Below are 17000 nucleotides of genomic sequence, written 5' to 3'. Positions count from 1 at the left end.
CCCGGCCCCGAATCTCCTAGGCCTGGTCCAGCCGGAGCAGTACCTTGCCCACCGTTTCCGGCGAATCCAGCAGTTCGTGCGCCCGCGCCGTCTCGGTGACCGGTACCTCGGCATGCACAATCGGCACCACTGTGCCCGCGGCGACCAGCGGCCACAGATGCCGCCGCAACTCCGCGACGATCTCGGCCTTGCTCGAACGTCCGGTCGCCGGACGTCGCCGCAGATTGGTGGCGTGAATGGTTCCGCGTTTACCGAGCAGCTCGGACAGAATCAGCTCGGCCTTGACCCCGCCCTGCATGCCGATCACGCAGATCTGACCGTCGTCGGCCAGCGCCGCCACATTGCGACCCAGATATGCCGCGCCCATATTGTCGAGAATGATGTCCGCGCCACCCATTTCGCCGATCACCTCGACGAAATCCTGTTCTCGATAATTGATTCCGGCATTCGCGCCCAATTCGGCACAGCGGTCGAGTTTGTATTGCGAGCCCGCGGTGACCGCGACGCGCGCACCCCGGCTCACCGCGACCTGAATGGCGTGCGTGCCGATACCACTGCCGCCACCGTGGATCAGCAGCAGCTGACCGGCGTGTAAACCGGCTCGCATCACCAGATTCGACCAGACGGTGGCCGCGACCTCCGGAAGTGCCGCCGCGGCCGCGACATCCAGCCCCTCGGGCACCGGCAGCACCTGGGTCGCCGCAACCACCACCCGCTGGGCATAGCCGCCACCCGACAACAGTGCGCAGACCGGGGTTCCGGGAGCCGGATCCCGCACTCCTTCGCCGACCTCGGCGACGACACCCGACACCTCGAGTCCCATGATGTCGCTCGCCCCCGGTGGGGGCGGATAGAAACCTTGGCGCTGCAACAGGTCCGCGCGATTGACGCCGGCCGCCAGCACATCGATCGCCACCTCGCCCGGACCGGGCGGCGGCAGATCCGGCACCTCCGACCAGCGGATCACCTCGGGCCCACCGAAACCATCCAATGTCACCGCGTACATGGCTTCGACTCTAGGTGCTCGCCGCGCCGGAACGGGTGCGGCTGCCGAACCCGCCGGGGCGCGTCCACGGCGGCAGTGCGCTGACCAGTAGACATAACGCCGATAGCGGACCAATAGAATGGCGCGCATGGCGTACGAACCGAATGGTCACCCGGCATCTCGGCCGCAGTGGCTCAGTTCGGCGCAGCAACGGGCATGGCGCGCGTTCATGGACGGACACCTGCGTCTGATGGTGGAACTCAACCGTCAGCTCCAGGACGACAGCGATATGAGCCTGCCCGAATACCGCATCCTGGTCATGCTTTCCGAGAGCCCCGGCGGTTCGCTGCGCATGAGTGATCTCGCGGACGGCGTGCTGTCGTCCCGTAGTCGCCTCACCCATCAGATCCGCCGGATGGAGGAACACGGGATGGTGCGCCGCACCAGCTGTGAGGAGGACGGCCGCGGGGTGCGGGCACACCTCACCGAGGAAGGACGGCGCCGGCTGCACGCCGCCGCGCCAGGTCACGTGACCGCCGTGCGCGGCGCCTTCATCGACCTGTTGAGCCCCGACGAGCTCACCGCCATCGGTGACGCCTTCGAACGAGTGGACACGAAGAACGATCCTCGCCGCACCTGACCCGTGCGATGATTTCGGAACCGATGCAATTGGGGGGCAGGACGTTTCGATGGCAACTATCCGAAAACACGGTGCCGCACCGATACTGATTCTCGTCCCGGCGGTGGCGGGGATGTACCTCACGGCCGGTTGCGGGCTCCCGGAGTCGCCGACCGCGGTCGGAACGACATCCACCACAACGAGTTTCGCGCCGGCCACGACTCCGCAACCACTGGCCCCGGCCACCTCGACGGCCGCCGCGACCACCACCGATTCCGGCGACTCCGAGTACGCGGCGGTCTGCGCCGACGCCGTCACCGGGGCGCGCGTCGAGGACACCGAATGTGACAGGGCCACCGAGACGTACACCGGTGACGACAACAGTGCCGCGGGGTATGCGGCCGCCGGTCTCGCGGGCGGTGTCGCCGGGGCCGCCATGTGGTACTACTTCTCGACCCGCAATCGCGTGGTGGCTCCGCCCATCGGTGCCCGTGTCGGGGGCGGCAGCTACACCACCCCCACCTCGTATTCCGGCCGCACGCCGGTGGTCTACCGCGCCGGCAGCGTCGACTCCCGCGGTGGCCGGGTCACCAGCGGCACCATCATGCGCGGTGGGCTGGGCTCACGCGATCACAGCGGCTCCTAGGAGATTCGCCCGGCCGCCGCCGATGATGCCCGGCACCGCGGGTGCCGCATCCGGAACTCGGGGTGGATCGGCACTTCATCGTGGGACTGTGCCACGAGCCCGGCCAGCCGAGGTGGTCAAGCGGTCTTGCCGCCGAGGACGTCCGGGACGCCGTCGAAAGAGCGTGTCATCGCAGGGCTTTGATGCGTTCGAGGTGGTTCTCGGTGACGGCCTGGTCCAATTGCTCGAGCTTCGTTCTCAGCTCGGACTTGTGCTCGTCCGATGTGTGCGGATCGTGCATGGCCTTTTCGATGGTCTTGCGCGCCTGCCTGATCAGCGACCGCTCACGGGTCCAGTCGCCCCACAGTTGGATCTGCGCGACGACCCCGCCGTAACCGACCGCGATGGCCGGGGCCGCGTACATCAGGATCAGGCCCGGCCAGGTATCGGCACCGAGATGCTGCGCGATGGAAATCAGGGCGGCACCACCGCCCGCACCGCCGATACCGGCATTCAGCTTGCTGGATTGGGTGTCGGTCGCCGGCCGGCGCTTCCGTTGCCTTGCTGCCGCACCGTTGGCCTGGGTCATTCGGGCCGCTCCGGAGCGGCCTTCTCCACTCCGGCCTCAATATCCGGATCCCTGGGGCCTTTTGTCACAAGCTCGGCGATCTGCATGGCGTCCCGGAGATTGGTGGAGTCCAGCACGATGATCCGATCGCCCTGGGTGACCTTCATCGTGGTTGTCGATCGCCGATACGACAGCCACGCCCGGAGGGAGCTGCTCAGCACTGTGGCCGTCCCGGCTGCCCCCACCGCTACGACAAGAACATCGAAGCCTCCACTCACCATTTCAGGGTAGGCGCAGACGTGCTACGCCGCAGGCGATTTCGCAGCAGCCGCGCACCGGGACCCGGGTCGGTCGCATTCGGCCGGAACACAGCTCGGTACTGCGGTCGGCATGGTGACCCCGCTACCGCGCAGCACGGTCCTCGCCGGTCGATGCCCGGCGGCGACGGAGCGTACGGAGCAACCCGGACCGAGGGTGGTCCGGCTGCCCAGACTGCCATCGATCAGGGTCGTAGGTCCCTTTCACCGCACTTGGGCAAGCGCGACGATGAAGGTGGTACGTCCGGCGCCGGAATTCCCGGTCCAACCCTCGAGAGGTTGACGACGAAAGGTTCGAACAATGAAGAGGAAGTACGCGAGAACCATCGCGTCCGTCGCTATGATCCTGTCGCTCGGCGCCGTGGCCGCGCCGATGGCATCCGCCGACAGTGTGTCCGACACGACGACGGCGCAGCCGATCGCAATCTGCATCACCATTCCATTCCCCGGATCGGCGTCATGGGTGTGGTGCTTCTGAATTCGTTCCGTGCGGCGGCATCCGAGCGGGCCCGAACGCGTGCCGGCCGCCGGAAAAGTCCTGGTCCACGCAGGCGCTGACCTTCACCGGTCAGCGCCTTCTCATCGATGCGGTGGGTGTGGGATTTGAACCCACGGTGGCGTGAACCACGACGGTTTTCAAGACCGTTCCCTTAGGCCGCTCGGGCAACCCACCTCGTTCCGGACGGGGCCGGAACGGTGTCTCAGCCTACTGGCGGGGGTTCTCCAGCGCCGAATCGGTGTCGACTCGCAGCGCGCCGGTGTGAATTTTCGACGCTTGGGCATACCTCTGGCAGGATGGCGGCCATGGATCGTCGCCGGATACGGCGTCGGCTGTCCGGCGCTGCCATCGCCGCACTTCTGCTGTGTGCGGCGATCTGTTCCGCGCCGCTGACAGTCGCCGCGCCCGCACCTCCGGCCGAGTCCGGTTCGGCGGAGGGACCGGCGCCCTCGGTGGACGATCAACCGGCGAGCACACCTGCCATCGATCACATCGATCGCGTCGACGATCGCCGGATGCGGGTTTTCGTGCACTCCCCGGCGATGGCCCGGACGTTGCCGGTCGATGTGCTACTACCCGCCGACCGCAGCCATCCGCGCCCGACGGTCTATCTGCTCGACGGTCGCAGCGCCGATGCCGACTACAACAATTGGATCGAACGTGGCGGCGCGGTGCAGTTCTTCGCCGACAAGGACGTCAACGTGGTGCTCACGCTCGGCGGCCCGGCGGGCTACTACACCGACTGGCAGCATCCGGATCCGGTGCTCGGCACCAACATGTGGGAGACCTTCCTCACCCGCGAACTGCCCCCACTGATCGACGCGACATTCGACGGCAACGGCCGCAACGCGCTCGAGGGGGTTTCCATGGGCGCCGAGGCCGCGATGATGCTCACCATGCGGCACCCGCAGTTGTACCGCGCGGTCGCGGCGCACAGTGGTTGTTACGCAATGGGTTCGGATGTCGGGCAGGCGCAGGCCCGCGCCGTGGTTCGCACCTATGGTGGCGATCCGGACAACATGTTCGGCAAGGAGACCGATCCGGACTGGCTGACCCACGACGTCATGATGCACGCCGACGATCTGCGCGGAAAGACGATCTTCCTGTCCGCCGGCTCGGGACTGCCCGGCCCCTACGACGGTCCCGGTAACCCCGAGTCCGCCACGGCGATCGGCTTCGGCGGACCGCTCGAGGCCGGTGCCAGTGCCTGCACCATGGCCTTGGCCGATCGCCTGGACCGCATGCGGATTCCGGCGACGGTGGATCTCTATCCGGTCGGGACGCATTCGTGGCCCTACTGGAAGGACCAGCTGCCGCGCGCCTGGCCGACACTGGCCGGCGCGCTGGGCGTCGGCTGACGCGTGCTCAGCCGGCGAAGCGTGCGACGGTGTCGGGCGCCGTCGCGAACGTGAGGAACAGATCGTTCTCGTGCGCATCACCCGCGGTGATCCGCACACCATCGGTTCCGTAGGGCCGAACCAGAACTCCGGCCTCGGCGCTGGCCGCGCCGAAGTCCGTACTGTCGGCACCGAGCGGCAGCCAGACGAAATTCGCCTCGGTCGGCGGCACCCGATAGCCGGCCGCCAGTAGCGCGTCCCGCATCCGGTTACGTTCGGCCACCACGTGATCGGTGCGATCGAGCAGTTCGGCCCGGGCCTGTAGGCACGCCATCGCGGCCGCCTGCGCCAGTCGGCTCACGCTGAACGGGATGTGCACCTTGAGCAGTGCGGTGATCGGGTCGGGATGGCCGACGGCATATCCGACGCGCAGCCCCGCCAGCCCGTACGCCTTCGAGAAGGTGCGCAGCACAATCACATTCGGGCGGTCACGGCCCAGTTCCACACCGTCGGCGGCATCGTCGGCGGGCAGCCGCAGATATTCGAAATAGGCCTCGTCGAGGACGACCATGACGTTTTCCGGAACGGCGTCGAGGAAGCGGACCAGATCCCGGCGGCCGTATGCGGTGCCGGTCGGATTGTTCGGGTTGCAGATGAAGATCAGTCGCGTCCGGTCGGTGATGGCGGCCGCCATCGCGTCCAGATCGTGGGCGTAGTCCTCGTTCAGCGGAACCGGCACAGCGGTCGCGTTGCCGACCTGGGTGACGATCGGGTAGGCCTCGAAGGAGCGCCACGCGAACATCACCTCATCCGCGGGGGACGAGCAGGTGATCTGCACGAGCTCCTGGCACAGCGCCACGCTGCCGCAGCCCACTGCGATATTCGCCACATCCACACCGTGGAACTCGGCGAGGGCTGCTCGAAGTTCGCCCGACGAGTTGTCCGGGTACCGGTTGATGAGTTCGGCGGCCTCCGCGATGGCCTTGGCGACGCTGGGCAGCGGCCCGAAGGTGGACTCGTTGCTGGCCAGTTTCACCGCACCTGGATGGCTGCGACCCGGGGCGTAGGCCGGGATGGACTCGAGGTCCGGACGAATACGAGCACTCACCGCACCAGCCTAATTCCTCGGTCTTCCGCGCCGTTCATCGCGCCTGCCGGGGCGGTCCGGGCGGCTATCGGCAGCGTGCGAACCGAGTGGGCGGTATGTCGAAATTTTCCTGTTAATGAGGTTTCTACATGCAACTTCTCCTGAATGTTATGCACGCGACTTAGCCTGGTTTCATGTCGGGTACCTATCGGGACGAGGCGCCACTGCGCGGCGGCGCACCGTCGGCGGCCGGTTCGCCGCTCGAGTCCACCGGCTCGGTGCCCATCACGGTCATCGAACCGGAGGGCAATGCTCGCGGCGGCATTGTCGTACTGCATGAATCCCGTCAGTTCGCCGATGTGTTGCTGGACATGATGAAGTCGCTGGCGGGCGAGGGCTGGATCATGGTGGCGCCCAATTTGTTCCACCGTTTCGATCGCCCCGGGCCCGGCGTTGTCGCCGACGGAGCGCAGCCGGGTGCGGTGGCCGCGACGGTGGAGCACGTCTTCGGCGCCGAGTTGTTCGCCGATTTCGACGCCTGTTTCGACTGGCTGGTGGGGCGCGGTGTCTTCGCCGACACCGTCGGCATCCTCGGTTTCGACCAGGCCGGAACCGCGGCCCTGCTGGTGGCGACGAACCGCCCGATCGGTGCCGCCGTGAGTGTCGCGGCTCCCGGAATCGCCGAACCGCTCACCACGGAAGCGACGGCATTACTGCAGGCAGCACCCCGTTTGCAGGCGCCCTGGTTGGGTTTGTACGGCGACGACGACCCCGCCACCCCGGCCGACGACGTCGAGCGATTGCGCGATGCCGCAGCCCGCGCCGCGGTCGCCACCCTGGTCGTGAGCTACCCCGGACTGCACCATCGCCCCGACCATCCCGGGTTCGAGATGAGCGATTTCGAGCAGCTCGCCGAGGAGGAGAAGCGGATGCTCATCGACGCGCAGACCCGAATCTTCGACTGGTTCGACAGCCACCTGCGCTGACCAGTCGTTTTGCGTCCTGGCGGGTTGCTCTGTACTCTTTCCTCTCGGCGGTTCGAAAGGACCGGCGCCCTCGAAAGAAGGCTCCAGGAGGCGTGCCAGAGCGGCCGAATGGGACTCACTGCTAATGAGTTGTCCCTTCACGGGGACCGGAGGTTCAAATCCTCTCGCCTCCGCCAAGTCCGGGTAACTGGGCACAACTGAACAGCAAGACCCTGCGCCCGTAGCTCAACGGATAGAGCATCTGACTACGGATCAGAAGGTTGGGAGTTCGAGTCTCTCCGGGCGCGCAGAAGGAAGCCCCCGAACTGCATCGGCAGATCGGGGGCTTCCTCTTTTCAAGATCACCGAGGCCAAATCCCTCACTTTCCCCTTGTGTTTCAGGCATGCCGGCGATGCGCGTCGAGACTCGGCTACGGTCATCGGGTCTCGACGGGCGGTGTGGTTGCCCAGCGGGCGAAGCTCAGCCGTGGGTGAACCGTCTCGACATCAGCGATCATCATCAGAGCGTTGAGTGTCATGCAGTCGAAATCCATTGTCGACGGCGCAATTACGGCTTCGGCCCCGGTCTCTCGTACCTGGTCGACCAGCGGTATCCGGCTCGTGTCGGGCGCCCAGACCAACCGATAGCCCAGTCGCTTCGCCAATCGCCGCACCTGAGCCATGCCCCATTCGAGTGCCGCCGACTCGGGGGCCACCCACCCGAGCGCGATCGGCCGGTCGCCGCTCATCGCTGGTCGTCCCTGCCGCGCCCCTGCCTGGGTGGGAGGCAGATCAGCGCAACCGTGAGGACTACCAAGGCTGCGATGAGCAGGATCAGAACCCAGTCGCAGTCATCCATCACATGGCCTCTTTCGGCTGGCTGGTGAGTGCGGCGGCAGCCTCCGCGATGTGTACCGCAGTCGTGGTGGCCGAAAGATGAACGATGACCGAGGTGGCAATAGGCCGTGCGCGAATGGCCGTGCCGAGTGATGCGAGTCGGGCTCGATGCGATGTGGACGGTCTCAACCGTCTATTGAGCGAGTGTCATAGATGGGAAGCAGAAGACGACCCGGACGGGCGGCTGTTGCCCCGAGCCAAGCGACACGATGACAAGGCTCTGGTCGTGGTGAAGTGGTAGCTCGGAGCAGGCGCGGACCTACCTACCGTCCGCGTGACGATGCTTCGGCGCTCTATCTCCGCACCCACGCCTGCGCCCGATCCGACAGGTTCCACCACGAAACGAACTGTGAATCTTCGGAACTCAGACTCCATCGCGCGGACAGGGCATCGAAGAAAGCATCGTCTCCGGTCTTTCCGCCTTTCGGTTCTCCGATGTAGACCAAGCGTTCACCGCCCTTTGCCTCGAATGCCGCGAGTGCTTCCGATGCCATCGGGTTTTCCCACCCCGGAGGCCAGCACAGGAACAGCACATCCGACGCGTCGACAGCTCGGGTTGCGTACTCGTCGAGATCGCCTACCGGCAGCCACACATCCGTCTGACCGGTTGCCTGGGCGAACGAGGGATTCTCGGTCCGGTCCGGAGGCTCGGAGTCGTACGCGGCGACGTGGACGCCGGAATGCGCGAGCTGTGCCGCCCAGTAACCGCGGCCCGCTCCGAGTTCCACCAAAGCACGACCGTTGCAGAACTGATCCAGCCACCCGATCGTCTCCGGCGATGGGATCGCATACGCGTAGGCGCCTTGCAGAATTGTCTCCGCGAACCCCAGTCGTGCACTGCCCCGCGCACGTCCGCCGTTCACGACCCGGCGTCCCTCATGCTCGAACACCGACGGAGCGACGATGTCCCAGTAGGGATTTGCGCTGACCGACCGCCCACCGGTCATGTAGTGAACCAACCTCAGATCGAACGCGGCATCCGCTCGGTCGTCTCCGGTCCCCGGCAGCATCGGCGCAGTGTCCAAATACTCCGCCACCTTGGGATATTCGGTCCGAAGGCGCTGTTCATCGCCCAACAACCCGGCCAGTTCTTCACGACGGTCCGCCGTCAGCGCAAGCTCAGCCATGCTCCAAGCCTGGCTTGGCACAGGCTGTTTCGGCGAGCAAATGCACTCACCTGCATGGGTCGTTGCCGAATTTGGCTATACAGGATCAAGGGCGGCGCTGGCGCGCCGCCGAGCGGCGCCGCGCAACGCTCGCTGAAGGAACGTCGCTCGCGGCGCGTCGGGCGCGTCGGTGCCGCTCTGGCGACGTGGTAAAACGTCGACCATTCCTATCTGGCCACTTTCATCAACGAGGTAGTGCTGAACGACGTTTGCCGTCCCCGACTTGCTCTCCCGCAGTCGAGTTCGAAGCCTCGATCCCCAGCCAGGTAGACGGCTCGTGTCACCTTTGCCGAATTCCCTTTGATCCGATCGACCGTTGAGCTGTGGGTGATTGCGCGACCTCCAGCCGCGTGCCGTGGTGGTACTTGGCACGTGGCTAATCGCTGAGAGAGAAGGACCGAACCTGAACACTGAAGATGGTTGTGCGACACGCGGGCGTTATCCGCAAATTTGTCACCGCGAGGCAGGATTTTTATCCTATCTGCCCTTCAGGAATGTATTTCTTCCTATGTTCGGTTCTTGTTCGTCGTTGTGGTGGCTGGACAACGCTGACTCAAAGCCGCTGGCACCCAGCACAGTCGACTAGCCGTGGTTACGGGTACCCGCTCGGGTTGTTCGACGGTCCCATTTGTGTAATGGCGGCGAGGTTTCCTGTACTGCCCTTTCGTTGCTGCATCAAATCTCGTCGCTCAGTGTCGAATGGCCGGTCGGCGTAGAGAAGCAGAGTGGGCTGGTTATTGAGGTAGTCCCGAACGACGATCCCACCCGCATGACTTCCGTCCGCACCTGTATAGCGGTGCTCAAGTAGGCGCAGCTTCGTCGCAAAACGCTCCCGAACCTCTCCGTAGCGCTCGTTCAGATGAACGTTGTTAATCAAGCATTGGGAGTATGCGAAGCATGCCATCGGGAACAGCAAGGCGGATGACAGCACATCCGCGAGCTGCAAGGCAACGTGTGCATCAGAGTGTCCAAACACAGGACTCTCGACCAGATGGCGGTATGGGTTTCCACCTGTCCGGAATCGCTCAGTGGTCATCCGATGAACGGACGGAACATTCTTGACCTTGGTACGTGCGTCCAAGACCATCGCGCCAACCGTATCTGCGGCCCTCAATTGCGCCTCGAACTGGCCTGCAATTCTGGCCACGATCTCGGCGTATGCCCATGGGCGCAGAGGGTCCTGGCCCTTCACATGAACCTCACCGACGATCTTTGCGTTGCTATCCTCCAGGATATCCAGCACGTTCGCGATCAACGAGAAGACCGCACGCCGACGGTTTCGGCTGCCATCGCGGACGTTCCTACGCAGGTCGCAACCTTTGATCTCGTATGTGATCAGGTCACTCAGCTTGACGGTTGGCTTGTCAAGCGCCGGATAGAACTTCTTCTTGAGTTGCAAGAAGTTATAGACCATTCCGTCAAGCCGCTGATGGTCGACGACCAAACCGGCAATGACAAGGACCGGCGGGTCGGTCGGCGTGCGCAACGCCTGCTCGTCGCCCGATTCGTCCAGATAGCACAGCAGCACTGGTTAATTTTTCCCGATCACAGGCCGAAAATACAACTAAGGCCACCCTCGTAAGGATGGCCTTAGGGTCTGTCGCACCGTGTGCGACGATTGCTTGTGCGTGGTCGATCATGTCAAGACAGGGGCGGGATTGCAAGCGCTACTCCTACCGCGCGTCGTAGGCCAGGCAAAAGGCCCGTTCATGACCTCCACTTTCGCGAAGCCTCTCCCTCCTCATGGCCCCAATCGTCTCGCGCCAGCCGTAGGCGCCGCGTATGGACACCGGAGGCGGTCCCTGACCGTTCGGCTTCGATAGCTGATGCCGTGAGTCTGACTCGGAGATGAGCATCTACTACTTTGGCTGTACAAACGTCCCCATACGGAGCCGGATCGCGGCACACTCTGTCGGATCATCGTGCTGAAATATTCTGCTGCACAGCGCCTCTGACGAACTCCCCCGTACAAGGGCGTACCAGCGGACCCATCACAAGGTTGGGAGTTCGAGTCTCTCCGGGCGCGCAGAAGGAACCCCCCGAACTGGAAGCAGTTCGGGGGCTTCTTCGTATCGCGATCACGGCGGCCGGATCCTCTGCATCCCCACCCGGGATGGCGACTGGCGCCGAGCATTCTCACCGCCGATATGTGTCGGTCGGAGTCGCTACGGTGTCGGTCTCTACCGGAAGGGGCTTGCACTGTGACCGTGCATCCAGACGTGGCGGCATTGCTCGCACTTGTTCCAGCGGATTTTCCGGGCGGGGAGGTTGTCGACTGGCCGGCGGCGGAAGCTGTGTTGGGGACGCGGCTGCCGGGTGATTACAAGTCCCTGTTGGATGTCTACGGGGTGGGAGATATCGGGGAGTTGGTGATCATCCCGCCGCTTCCTGTCGACATTCCGACCATGCAGGACACCCACATCGCGGCCGCGGCGGAACAACAGCGGTTCCTGTGGGACATGGACGGCGGTGTTCCGGGGCGATCACTCGGCAACGAAGTCGTGCTGCCGTGGGGGACCGGGATGAACGGAAACGAGCTGGCCTGGCTGATGGTCGGTGATGACCCGGACGAGTGGCCGGTGGTGGCTTGGCGGCGCCACCACGACTTCGGTGAGTCCGCCTGGGCCGAGTTCGACTGCGGCATGGTCGCTTTCATCACGCGCATGATGCTCGGCCGATTCGGCAGCTGCCCGCTGGGGTACGAGGGGCTGTGGCGGCGTACGGAGCCGTTCGTGAGCTGGCGAGAGCAACGCAGGCGGATTGTGGCGGGGCTCGATCCGCTCACCGGTGAGCCGGATCCGTATGCCGACATGTACCCGATCGCCGACTGACCTCGGCGTGCCCCGCATCGCCGGGTGAGCGGATCGGTGCGGACGACTCGCTCGCCAGGGCTGAGAACGGTTCTCGGTGTGCGGGGTCTACCGTGTCCAGATGGCAAGAAGAGAAATTGCCGTGACAGTGACCGACGAGGACTGGATCTCCTTGCGGCATGCGGCAGACTGCGCGGGAATGGACATTTCCGAATATGTGGCCTGGGGGGTCCGGGTTCTCGCCATGCAGGCCCAGCCCGGCAGTGGCTCGCGGCAGCATCTACCGACCGGATCGAGAACCGCAGGTTCCGGCGACGCGGAGGGCGATGAGTCCGAAGCGTCGGCTTGGGTGGAGACGTTCACCAGCCGCCTGTCGGGGCATGTCGATCGACTCCCCATGGCGTGAGCCCATGATGGGCGCGTGACCTCCGGCCGCGTGTCTGGTCTCCCTTCGCGAGGCCTCGGCTCCCGGCTGTTCGCCGACAACGCTCTCATCGCGCCGGACGGGCGGAGCGATTCACTGCCCGGTGGCGCCCCGTGGTCCGGGCGAGAACATCCCGGCTTGGCTGGTGTTCGACCAGCGCTAGCGCAGTCGCTCCGCGCGTGCGCGCTTGCCCGGATGAACTGTGGGCGGTCGCGGCACCGTCGCCTCGCGGCAAGCCCCCTGTAGGTGTTTACCAACCGGAAACAGCGGCATCACACTGCCGAATCGGCCGAATCCTAAGTTTCGATCAGTTGATCGAAACTCTGTGGAAGGGATCCGGCTCGTGGCAGGTCTCACCTCATTCTCCGAAGTCCCCAACATCGACATCGCGCCGTTGTTCGGCGCCGATCCCGCCGCCAAGGCCGCGGTGGCGGGCGAACTGGCCGGTGCCGCAAGCGATATCGGATTCATGTACGTCTCGGGTACCGGGATCGACGAGCGGGTGTTCGCTGAACTGCTCGGCGCGGCGAAGCGGTTCTTCGCCGGTTCGCTGGAGACGAAGATGCGCACCTACATCGGCAACTCCACCAACCATCGCGGCTACGTTCCCGAAGGGGAAGAGGTCTTCGCGGGCATGTCCGCGGACCGCAAGGAGGCCTTCGATCTCTGCCGTGATCTGCCCGCCGACGATCCCGACTACCTCGCGGGCAACCCGTTGCTCGGCCCGAATCAGTGGCCGGACCTGCCGGGCTTCGAGGACGCGGTCGCGGATTACTATCAGCAGGTCTTCGACGTCGGCGTGGCCCTCATGCGAGCCTTCGCGGTCGCGATCGGCGAAGCCGAGGACTTCTTCGATCGCCATGTGACCAAGCCGCCGAGTCAACTGCGCCTGATCCACTACCCATTCGACGAGTCGGCCGAGGATCGCCCGGGCATCGGCGCCCACACCGACTACGAATGCCTCACGCTGCTGCGCGGTACCGCTCCCGGCCTCGAAGTGCTCAACGGTGCGGGCCGATGGATCGATGTACCGCCGGTGCCGGGCGCGTACGTGGTCAACATCGGTGACATGTTGGAGCTGTTGACGAATGGCCGATTCGTGGCGACCACACATCGCGTCCGCAAGGTCGCGCAGGAGCGCTACGCCTTTCCGCTGTTCTTCACCGTCGACTACGACACCGTCGTGGCTCCGCTGCCCGCATTCGTCGACGCCGATACCCCGGCCCGGCCCGCATTGCGCGCCGGCGAGCATCTGTTCGCGCAGACCGCGCAGAGTTTCCGCTATCTGCGCACCCGGATGGCGGACGGGACCCTCGTACTGCCCGAGGGGTCGGTCGAGCTCTCGTCATTCGGTCACACCGCTGTACAGCCCGCGTAAACCGTTCGAACACAGCCGGATTGGCAGCACATGAACATTCTCACCGAACTCACCGGTCCGTGGCCGCATCCCACCGTCGACGGCATCCCGGCCGAGGTGGGCGATCTCTACGGAATCTGGACACGATCACTCATCAGATGGCAGGGCGGCCCCGACGACACCACGACCACGGCGACGTGGTTGCAGTCCGACGGCTGGTACGCGGACCTGAGACAACCCGTCGGCCGCCCCGATTTCGACGGCGTGTCCTGCCTGCGTGATCTGCGGGCCGAACATCTGGAGTGGATGTTCACCCAGGAGGGGTTCGCCGGCCGTCTGACGCAATCACCGGTGACACCAGCACAATTCACCTGGGGACGGCTGGTCGACTGGGCACCGGCCGACGGCGTCGCCGATACCGGCACGCTGCACTTCGAGAACGCGATGATGGTCGAGCGCGGAATCGAGTTGCCCTATCTGGAGCATTGGCACCACGTGCGTGGCACCGATCGTGGTCCTCGGGCCGTCGCCACTCTCCGCGACCCGGACTCCGATGCGCGGGCGATCCTGCTCCGCGCCGGTGCGAGCTTCGCGTTCGCGCGCGCACGGACCGAACAGATATCGGTGTTGCCCACCCCTGACGAGGTTCGCCATCTCGACCTTGTCGCAGCCCAGGATCTCGCCGACTGCGAGATAGCCCTCGGCTCGATATCGCGCACAGGCTGGCTCATCGACGCGTCGAGTCTCCCTTTCCGGCAAGGGCATTCGTTCACCACCACCGGCGTGGGCGGCGAACTGCGCATCCACGACCTCGCGCCCGACGGTGCCCGATCGCGTTCGATCCGCTGGCAGATCGAGTCACTGGCCGGATCCCTCGCCGACCTCCGCACCGAATGAACTGACGCACATCAGGAGACAGCCATGACCGGCATCGACCTTCGCGACCCCGCCGCCGAAGCGCCGCAACGCACTCGTTTCGAAATAGAGCCCTTCGGCACCGAGCACATCCCGATCGAGGACCGGAAATCCTCACCGCGCAACCTGCGCACGATTCTGTTCGGCAGCAGCCTGACCTTCAGCGTCATCATCATGGGCTTTCTGCCCGTCACCCTGGGACTCGGCTGGTGGCAGGCAGCGTCCGCCGTGGTCGTCGGATCGGCGCTCGGTTCCGCGCTTCTCGCGCCGACCGGTGTCGTCGCACCTCGCACCGGGACCAACAATCCGGTGTCCAGCGGCGCCTTCTTCGGTGTCGGAGGCCGGTTGATCGGCACCCTGCTCGAGGCCGCCGCATCGCTGATCTTCGCCGCGCTGAGCATCTGGACCGGCGGTGCCGCACTGGTCGGCGCGCTCGACCGCATGTTCGCCGTGCACAGCGACATGATCGAGTTGATCTGCTACGGCGTCATTTCCGTCATCGTCACGGTGGTGTCGGTATTCGGTCACGGTTCGATGGTCGCGGTCCAGCGACTGATGATCCCGACCGCCGGAATCTGCCTGATCGCCGGATTGTTCGTCTACGGTGGCGATTTCGACCCGTCGTATTCCGGCGGCGGTTACGTATTGGGCTCGGCGCTGAACACCTGGGTCGCATCGATGTTGCTGATCGCGTCCACGATTTCGTCGCTCGGCCCATATTCCGGCGACTGGACCCGGCACATCTCACCGACCACACACAGCGACCGTTCGATCGTCCGCGCGTTGTTCTTCGGCGGACTGTTCGGCCTCGGCGGCCCCTTCATGTGGGGCACGTTCATCGGCGTCTGCTTCTACTCCACCGGGCTCACCGACGGGGACATGGTCGGTTGGCTGATGCGGACCGCGCCGCTCTGGTACGTCCCCGCTCTGGTATTCCTCGGCTTGGCCTCCGGCACCGCACAGGCGGTGATCAACACCTACGGCACCGGGCTCGACACCTCCTCGCTCATTCCGGCGCTGTCGCGCACCAGGGCGACACTGGTCGCCTGTCTGGCCGCCACCGCGCTGGTCTACCTCGGGCACTTCTACGACACGATCGAGCCCAGCGTCACGAATGTGCTGACCCTGCTGGCCAACTTCTCCGTGCCGTGGATCGTCATCCTCGTCATCGGTCACCTGCGCAACGGTCCTGTCTACGACACCGACGCGCTGCAGGTCTTCAACCGCCGTGAGACCGGTGGCCGGTACTGGTACACCGGCGGCGTCAATGCTGCCACCGTCGGCATCTGGGGGATCGCCGCCACGGTCGGAGTGCTGTTCGCCGGTAACACCTGGTTCACCGGCCCGGGTGCGCAGCTGCTCGACGGGCTCGATATCGGATTCGTCCTGGCCGGGTTGATCGCCGGCGCACTCTATCCACTGGTCGGCACGATCGCGCCGGCTCGCACGGAAGGGGTTGCCGCATAGTCGATGTGCCGATGGCGGTGGCCATCCACCCGGTCGAGTCGCGCCGGGTGGATGGCATGCTGGAACGAATGAGCACATCGCGGCCCGGGCGGCCTCGTCGCGTCGAACGGCGGCGTCCGGGTGATACACCGGAGGAGGAAATCCTCGATGCCGCCGCCGAGTTGTTCATCACCCGTGGGTTCGCCGGCACCTCGACCCGGCTGATCGCCACGGCGGTCGGTATCCAGCAGAGCACCATCTACCACTACTTCTCGACCAAAGAGGAGATTCTGGACAACCTGCTGACGCGCACCGTCGTCGCGCCGGCACGGCTGGCGGAGAGTCTGATGCGCGACCCCGAACGCGCGGCGGTCCGGCTCTACGCGATGGTGTGGTTCGACTGCCGGCAATTACTTGCTGCGCAGTGGAATCTCGGGGCGTTGTTCAATCTCCCGGAGAGCACCCGCACCAAATTTCCGCGGTTCGACGAGCGACGCGAATACCTGCGCGACTGCTATCGCGCCCTCTCGCTGGCGACCCGAAGCGAATCGAGTACTTCCGACTCCGCGCAGTGGTCGGCCACCGAGGTCGACATCGCGGCCGCGCTGCCTTTCCACTTCGTCGAAGCCGCCATTCAGATCCGATCCGACAGTCCGGGGCGGGTGGAGCGGATCGGTGCGGACGACCTCGCCACCGGTATCGCCGATGCCGCGCTCCGGGCGCTGGGACACAGCGGTGATCTCACACCTGTTCGAAAGGCGGCCCGGCAGGTGATCCGGCAGATCGAGGACTGATCGCCGGGTGTCGACGCGTGCGACGGATTCGTCGTCGTGGTGCTACACCGCGTCGGCGCTGAACGAGACGGGCCCGAATGTTCGCCGGGTGCCGGCAGATGATGGCTCGCCGTGCGAGCCGGTGACCCGCTCGCGACGGCGCGGGAGGTCAGGATGACCGATCCGGTCGACCGGTACCCCGACGATCCG

Annotated in this window: 18 protein-coding genes and 3 tRNA genes; 12 read left to right on the top strand and 9 right to left on the bottom strand. The window is 65.3% G+C overall.

Features of this window, described 5'->3' with window-relative positions; genetic code table 11:
* Positions 1–16: 16 nt before the first annotated feature.
* Positions 17–1006: an NAD(P)H-quinone oxidoreductase gene (locus AB0L57_RS06185; protein WP_364957992.1), complete on the bottom strand. Its 990-nt coding sequence runs from the start codon at positions 1004–1006 to the stop codon at positions 17–19.
* A 127-nt stretch (positions 1007–1133) separates the two neighbouring features.
* On the opposite strand from AB0L57_RS06185, the gene AB0L57_RS06180 reads away from it, so the two are divergent.
* Both AB0L57_RS06180 and AB0L57_RS06175 read left to right on the top strand, forming a co-directional pair.
* Entirely contained in the window at positions 1134–1625 is a 492-nt protein-coding gene (locus AB0L57_RS06180) for a MarR family transcriptional regulator (RefSeq protein ID WP_364957989.1), read from the top strand.
* A 49-nt stretch (positions 1626–1674) separates the two neighbouring features.
* On the top strand, positions 1675–2250 hold the full coding sequence (locus AB0L57_RS06175; protein WP_364957986.1) for a hypothetical protein: 576 nt from the start codon (positions 1675–1677) through the stop codon (positions 2248–2250).
* A gap of 166 nt (positions 2251–2416) precedes the next feature.
* On the opposite strand, the gene AB0L57_RS06170 is transcribed toward AB0L57_RS06175, so the two are convergent.
* From AB0L57_RS06170 to AB0L57_RS06155, 4 genes are all read right to left on the bottom strand, one after another.
* On the bottom strand, positions 2417–2818 hold the full coding sequence (locus AB0L57_RS06170) for a hypothetical protein (RefSeq protein ID WP_364957983.1): 402 nt from the start codon (positions 2816–2818) through the stop codon (positions 2417–2419).
* Entirely contained in the window at positions 2815–3075 is a 261-nt protein-coding gene (locus tag AB0L57_RS06165) for a hypothetical protein (protein WP_364957980.1), read from the bottom strand. Before AB0L57_RS06165 ends, AB0L57_RS06170 begins: the two co-directional genes overlap by 4 nt.
* Before the next feature lie 243 nt (positions 3076–3318).
* Entirely contained in the window at positions 3319–3546 is a 228-nt protein-coding gene (locus AB0L57_RS06160) for a hypothetical protein (RefSeq protein WP_364957977.1), read from the bottom strand.
* Positions 3547–3702: 156 nt separating this feature from the next.
* Positions 3703–3787: transfer RNA gene (locus AB0L57_RS06155), tRNA-Ser, on the bottom strand.
* A gap of 131 nt (positions 3788–3918) precedes the next feature.
* Here AB0L57_RS06155 and AB0L57_RS06150 point away from each other — a divergent pair.
* Positions 3919–4971: an alpha/beta hydrolase family protein gene (locus AB0L57_RS06150; RefSeq protein WP_364957974.1), complete on the top strand. Its 1053-nt coding sequence runs from the start codon at positions 3919–3921 to the stop codon at positions 4969–4971.
* 7 nt (positions 4972–4978) lie between these two features.
* On the opposite strand, the gene hisC is transcribed toward AB0L57_RS06150, so the two are convergent.
* Positions 4979–6058, bottom strand: a complete 1080-nt coding sequence (gene hisC, locus AB0L57_RS06145; RefSeq protein ID WP_364957971.1) for a histidinol-phosphate transaminase — start codon at positions 6056–6058, stop codon at positions 4979–4981.
* Between the two features lie 173 nt (positions 6059–6231).
* On the opposite strand from hisC, the gene AB0L57_RS06140 reads away from it, so the two are divergent.
* The 3 genes from AB0L57_RS06140 (at position 6232) to AB0L57_RS06130 (ending at position 7310) form a co-directional block, all read left to right on the top strand.
* Positions 6232–7023: a dienelactone hydrolase family protein gene (locus AB0L57_RS06140; RefSeq protein WP_364957968.1), complete on the top strand. Its 792-nt coding sequence runs from the start codon at positions 6232–6234 to the stop codon at positions 7021–7023.
* Between the two features lie 86 nt (positions 7024–7109).
* A tRNA-Ser gene (locus AB0L57_RS06135) sits at positions 7110–7199 on the top strand.
* A 38-nt stretch (positions 7200–7237) separates the two neighbouring features.
* Positions 7238–7310: transfer RNA gene (locus tag AB0L57_RS06130), tRNA-Arg, on the top strand.
* 129 nt (positions 7311–7439) lie between these two features.
* Here the strand turns inward: AB0L57_RS06130 and AB0L57_RS06125 are convergent.
* From AB0L57_RS06125 to AB0L57_RS06115, 3 genes are all read right to left on the bottom strand, one after another.
* Positions 7440–7751, bottom strand: a complete 312-nt coding sequence (locus AB0L57_RS06125) for a hypothetical protein (RefSeq protein WP_364957965.1) — start codon at positions 7749–7751, stop codon at positions 7440–7442.
* A 441-nt stretch (positions 7752–8192) separates the two neighbouring features.
* On the bottom strand, positions 8193–9026 hold the full coding sequence (locus tag AB0L57_RS06120) for a hypothetical protein (protein WP_364957962.1): 834 nt from the start codon (positions 9024–9026) through the stop codon (positions 8193–8195).
* A 631-nt stretch (positions 9027–9657) separates the two neighbouring features.
* Positions 9658–10593, bottom strand: a complete 936-nt coding sequence (locus AB0L57_RS06115) for a DUF3800 domain-containing protein (protein WP_364957959.1) — start codon at positions 10591–10593, stop codon at positions 9658–9660.
* A 673-nt stretch (positions 10594–11266) separates the two neighbouring features.
* Here AB0L57_RS06115 and AB0L57_RS06110 point away from each other — a divergent pair.
* The 6 genes from AB0L57_RS06110 (at position 11267) to AB0L57_RS06085 (ending at position 16811) form a co-directional block, all read left to right on the top strand.
* Positions 11267–11896, top strand: a complete 630-nt coding sequence (locus tag AB0L57_RS06110) for an SMI1/KNR4 family protein (protein ID WP_364957956.1) — start codon at positions 11267–11269, stop codon at positions 11894–11896.
* A gap of 100 nt (positions 11897–11996) precedes the next feature.
* The gene (locus AB0L57_RS06105; RefSeq protein WP_364957953.1) at positions 11997–12281 is read left to right on the top strand and encodes a hypothetical protein; all 285 of its coding nucleotides are present in this window, start codon (positions 11997–11999) and stop codon (positions 12279–12281) included.
* A gap of 361 nt (positions 12282–12642) precedes the next feature.
* Positions 12643–13677 (top strand): 2-oxoglutarate and iron-dependent oxygenase domain-containing protein, encoded by a 1035-nt coding sequence (locus tag AB0L57_RS06100; RefSeq protein WP_364957950.1) that lies wholly within the window; start codon positions 12643–12645, stop codon positions 13675–13677.
* A 30-nt stretch (positions 13678–13707) separates the two neighbouring features.
* A complete protein-coding gene (locus AB0L57_RS06095; protein ID WP_364957947.1) occupies positions 13708–14553 on the top strand; it encodes a hypothetical protein in 846 nt (281 codons plus the stop codon).
* A 24-nt stretch (positions 14554–14577) separates the two neighbouring features.
* Positions 14578–16038, top strand: a complete 1461-nt coding sequence (locus tag AB0L57_RS06090; protein WP_364957943.1) for a cytosine permease — start codon at positions 14578–14580, stop codon at positions 16036–16038.
* A gap of 68 nt (positions 16039–16106) precedes the next feature.
* The gene (locus AB0L57_RS06085) at positions 16107–16811 is read left to right on the top strand and encodes a helix-turn-helix domain-containing protein (protein WP_364957940.1); all 705 of its coding nucleotides are present in this window, start codon (positions 16107–16109) and stop codon (positions 16809–16811) included.
* Positions 16812–17000 lie beyond the last annotated feature (189 nt).

The sequence above is a fragment of the Nocardia sp. NPDC052254 genome (assembly GCF_040679495.1).
Lineage (GTDB): Bacteria > Actinomycetota > Actinomycetes > Mycobacteriales > Mycobacteriaceae > Nocardia.
Note: the sequence above shows the minus strand (reverse complement) of the source record. Positions and strands in the feature narration are given on the sequence as shown.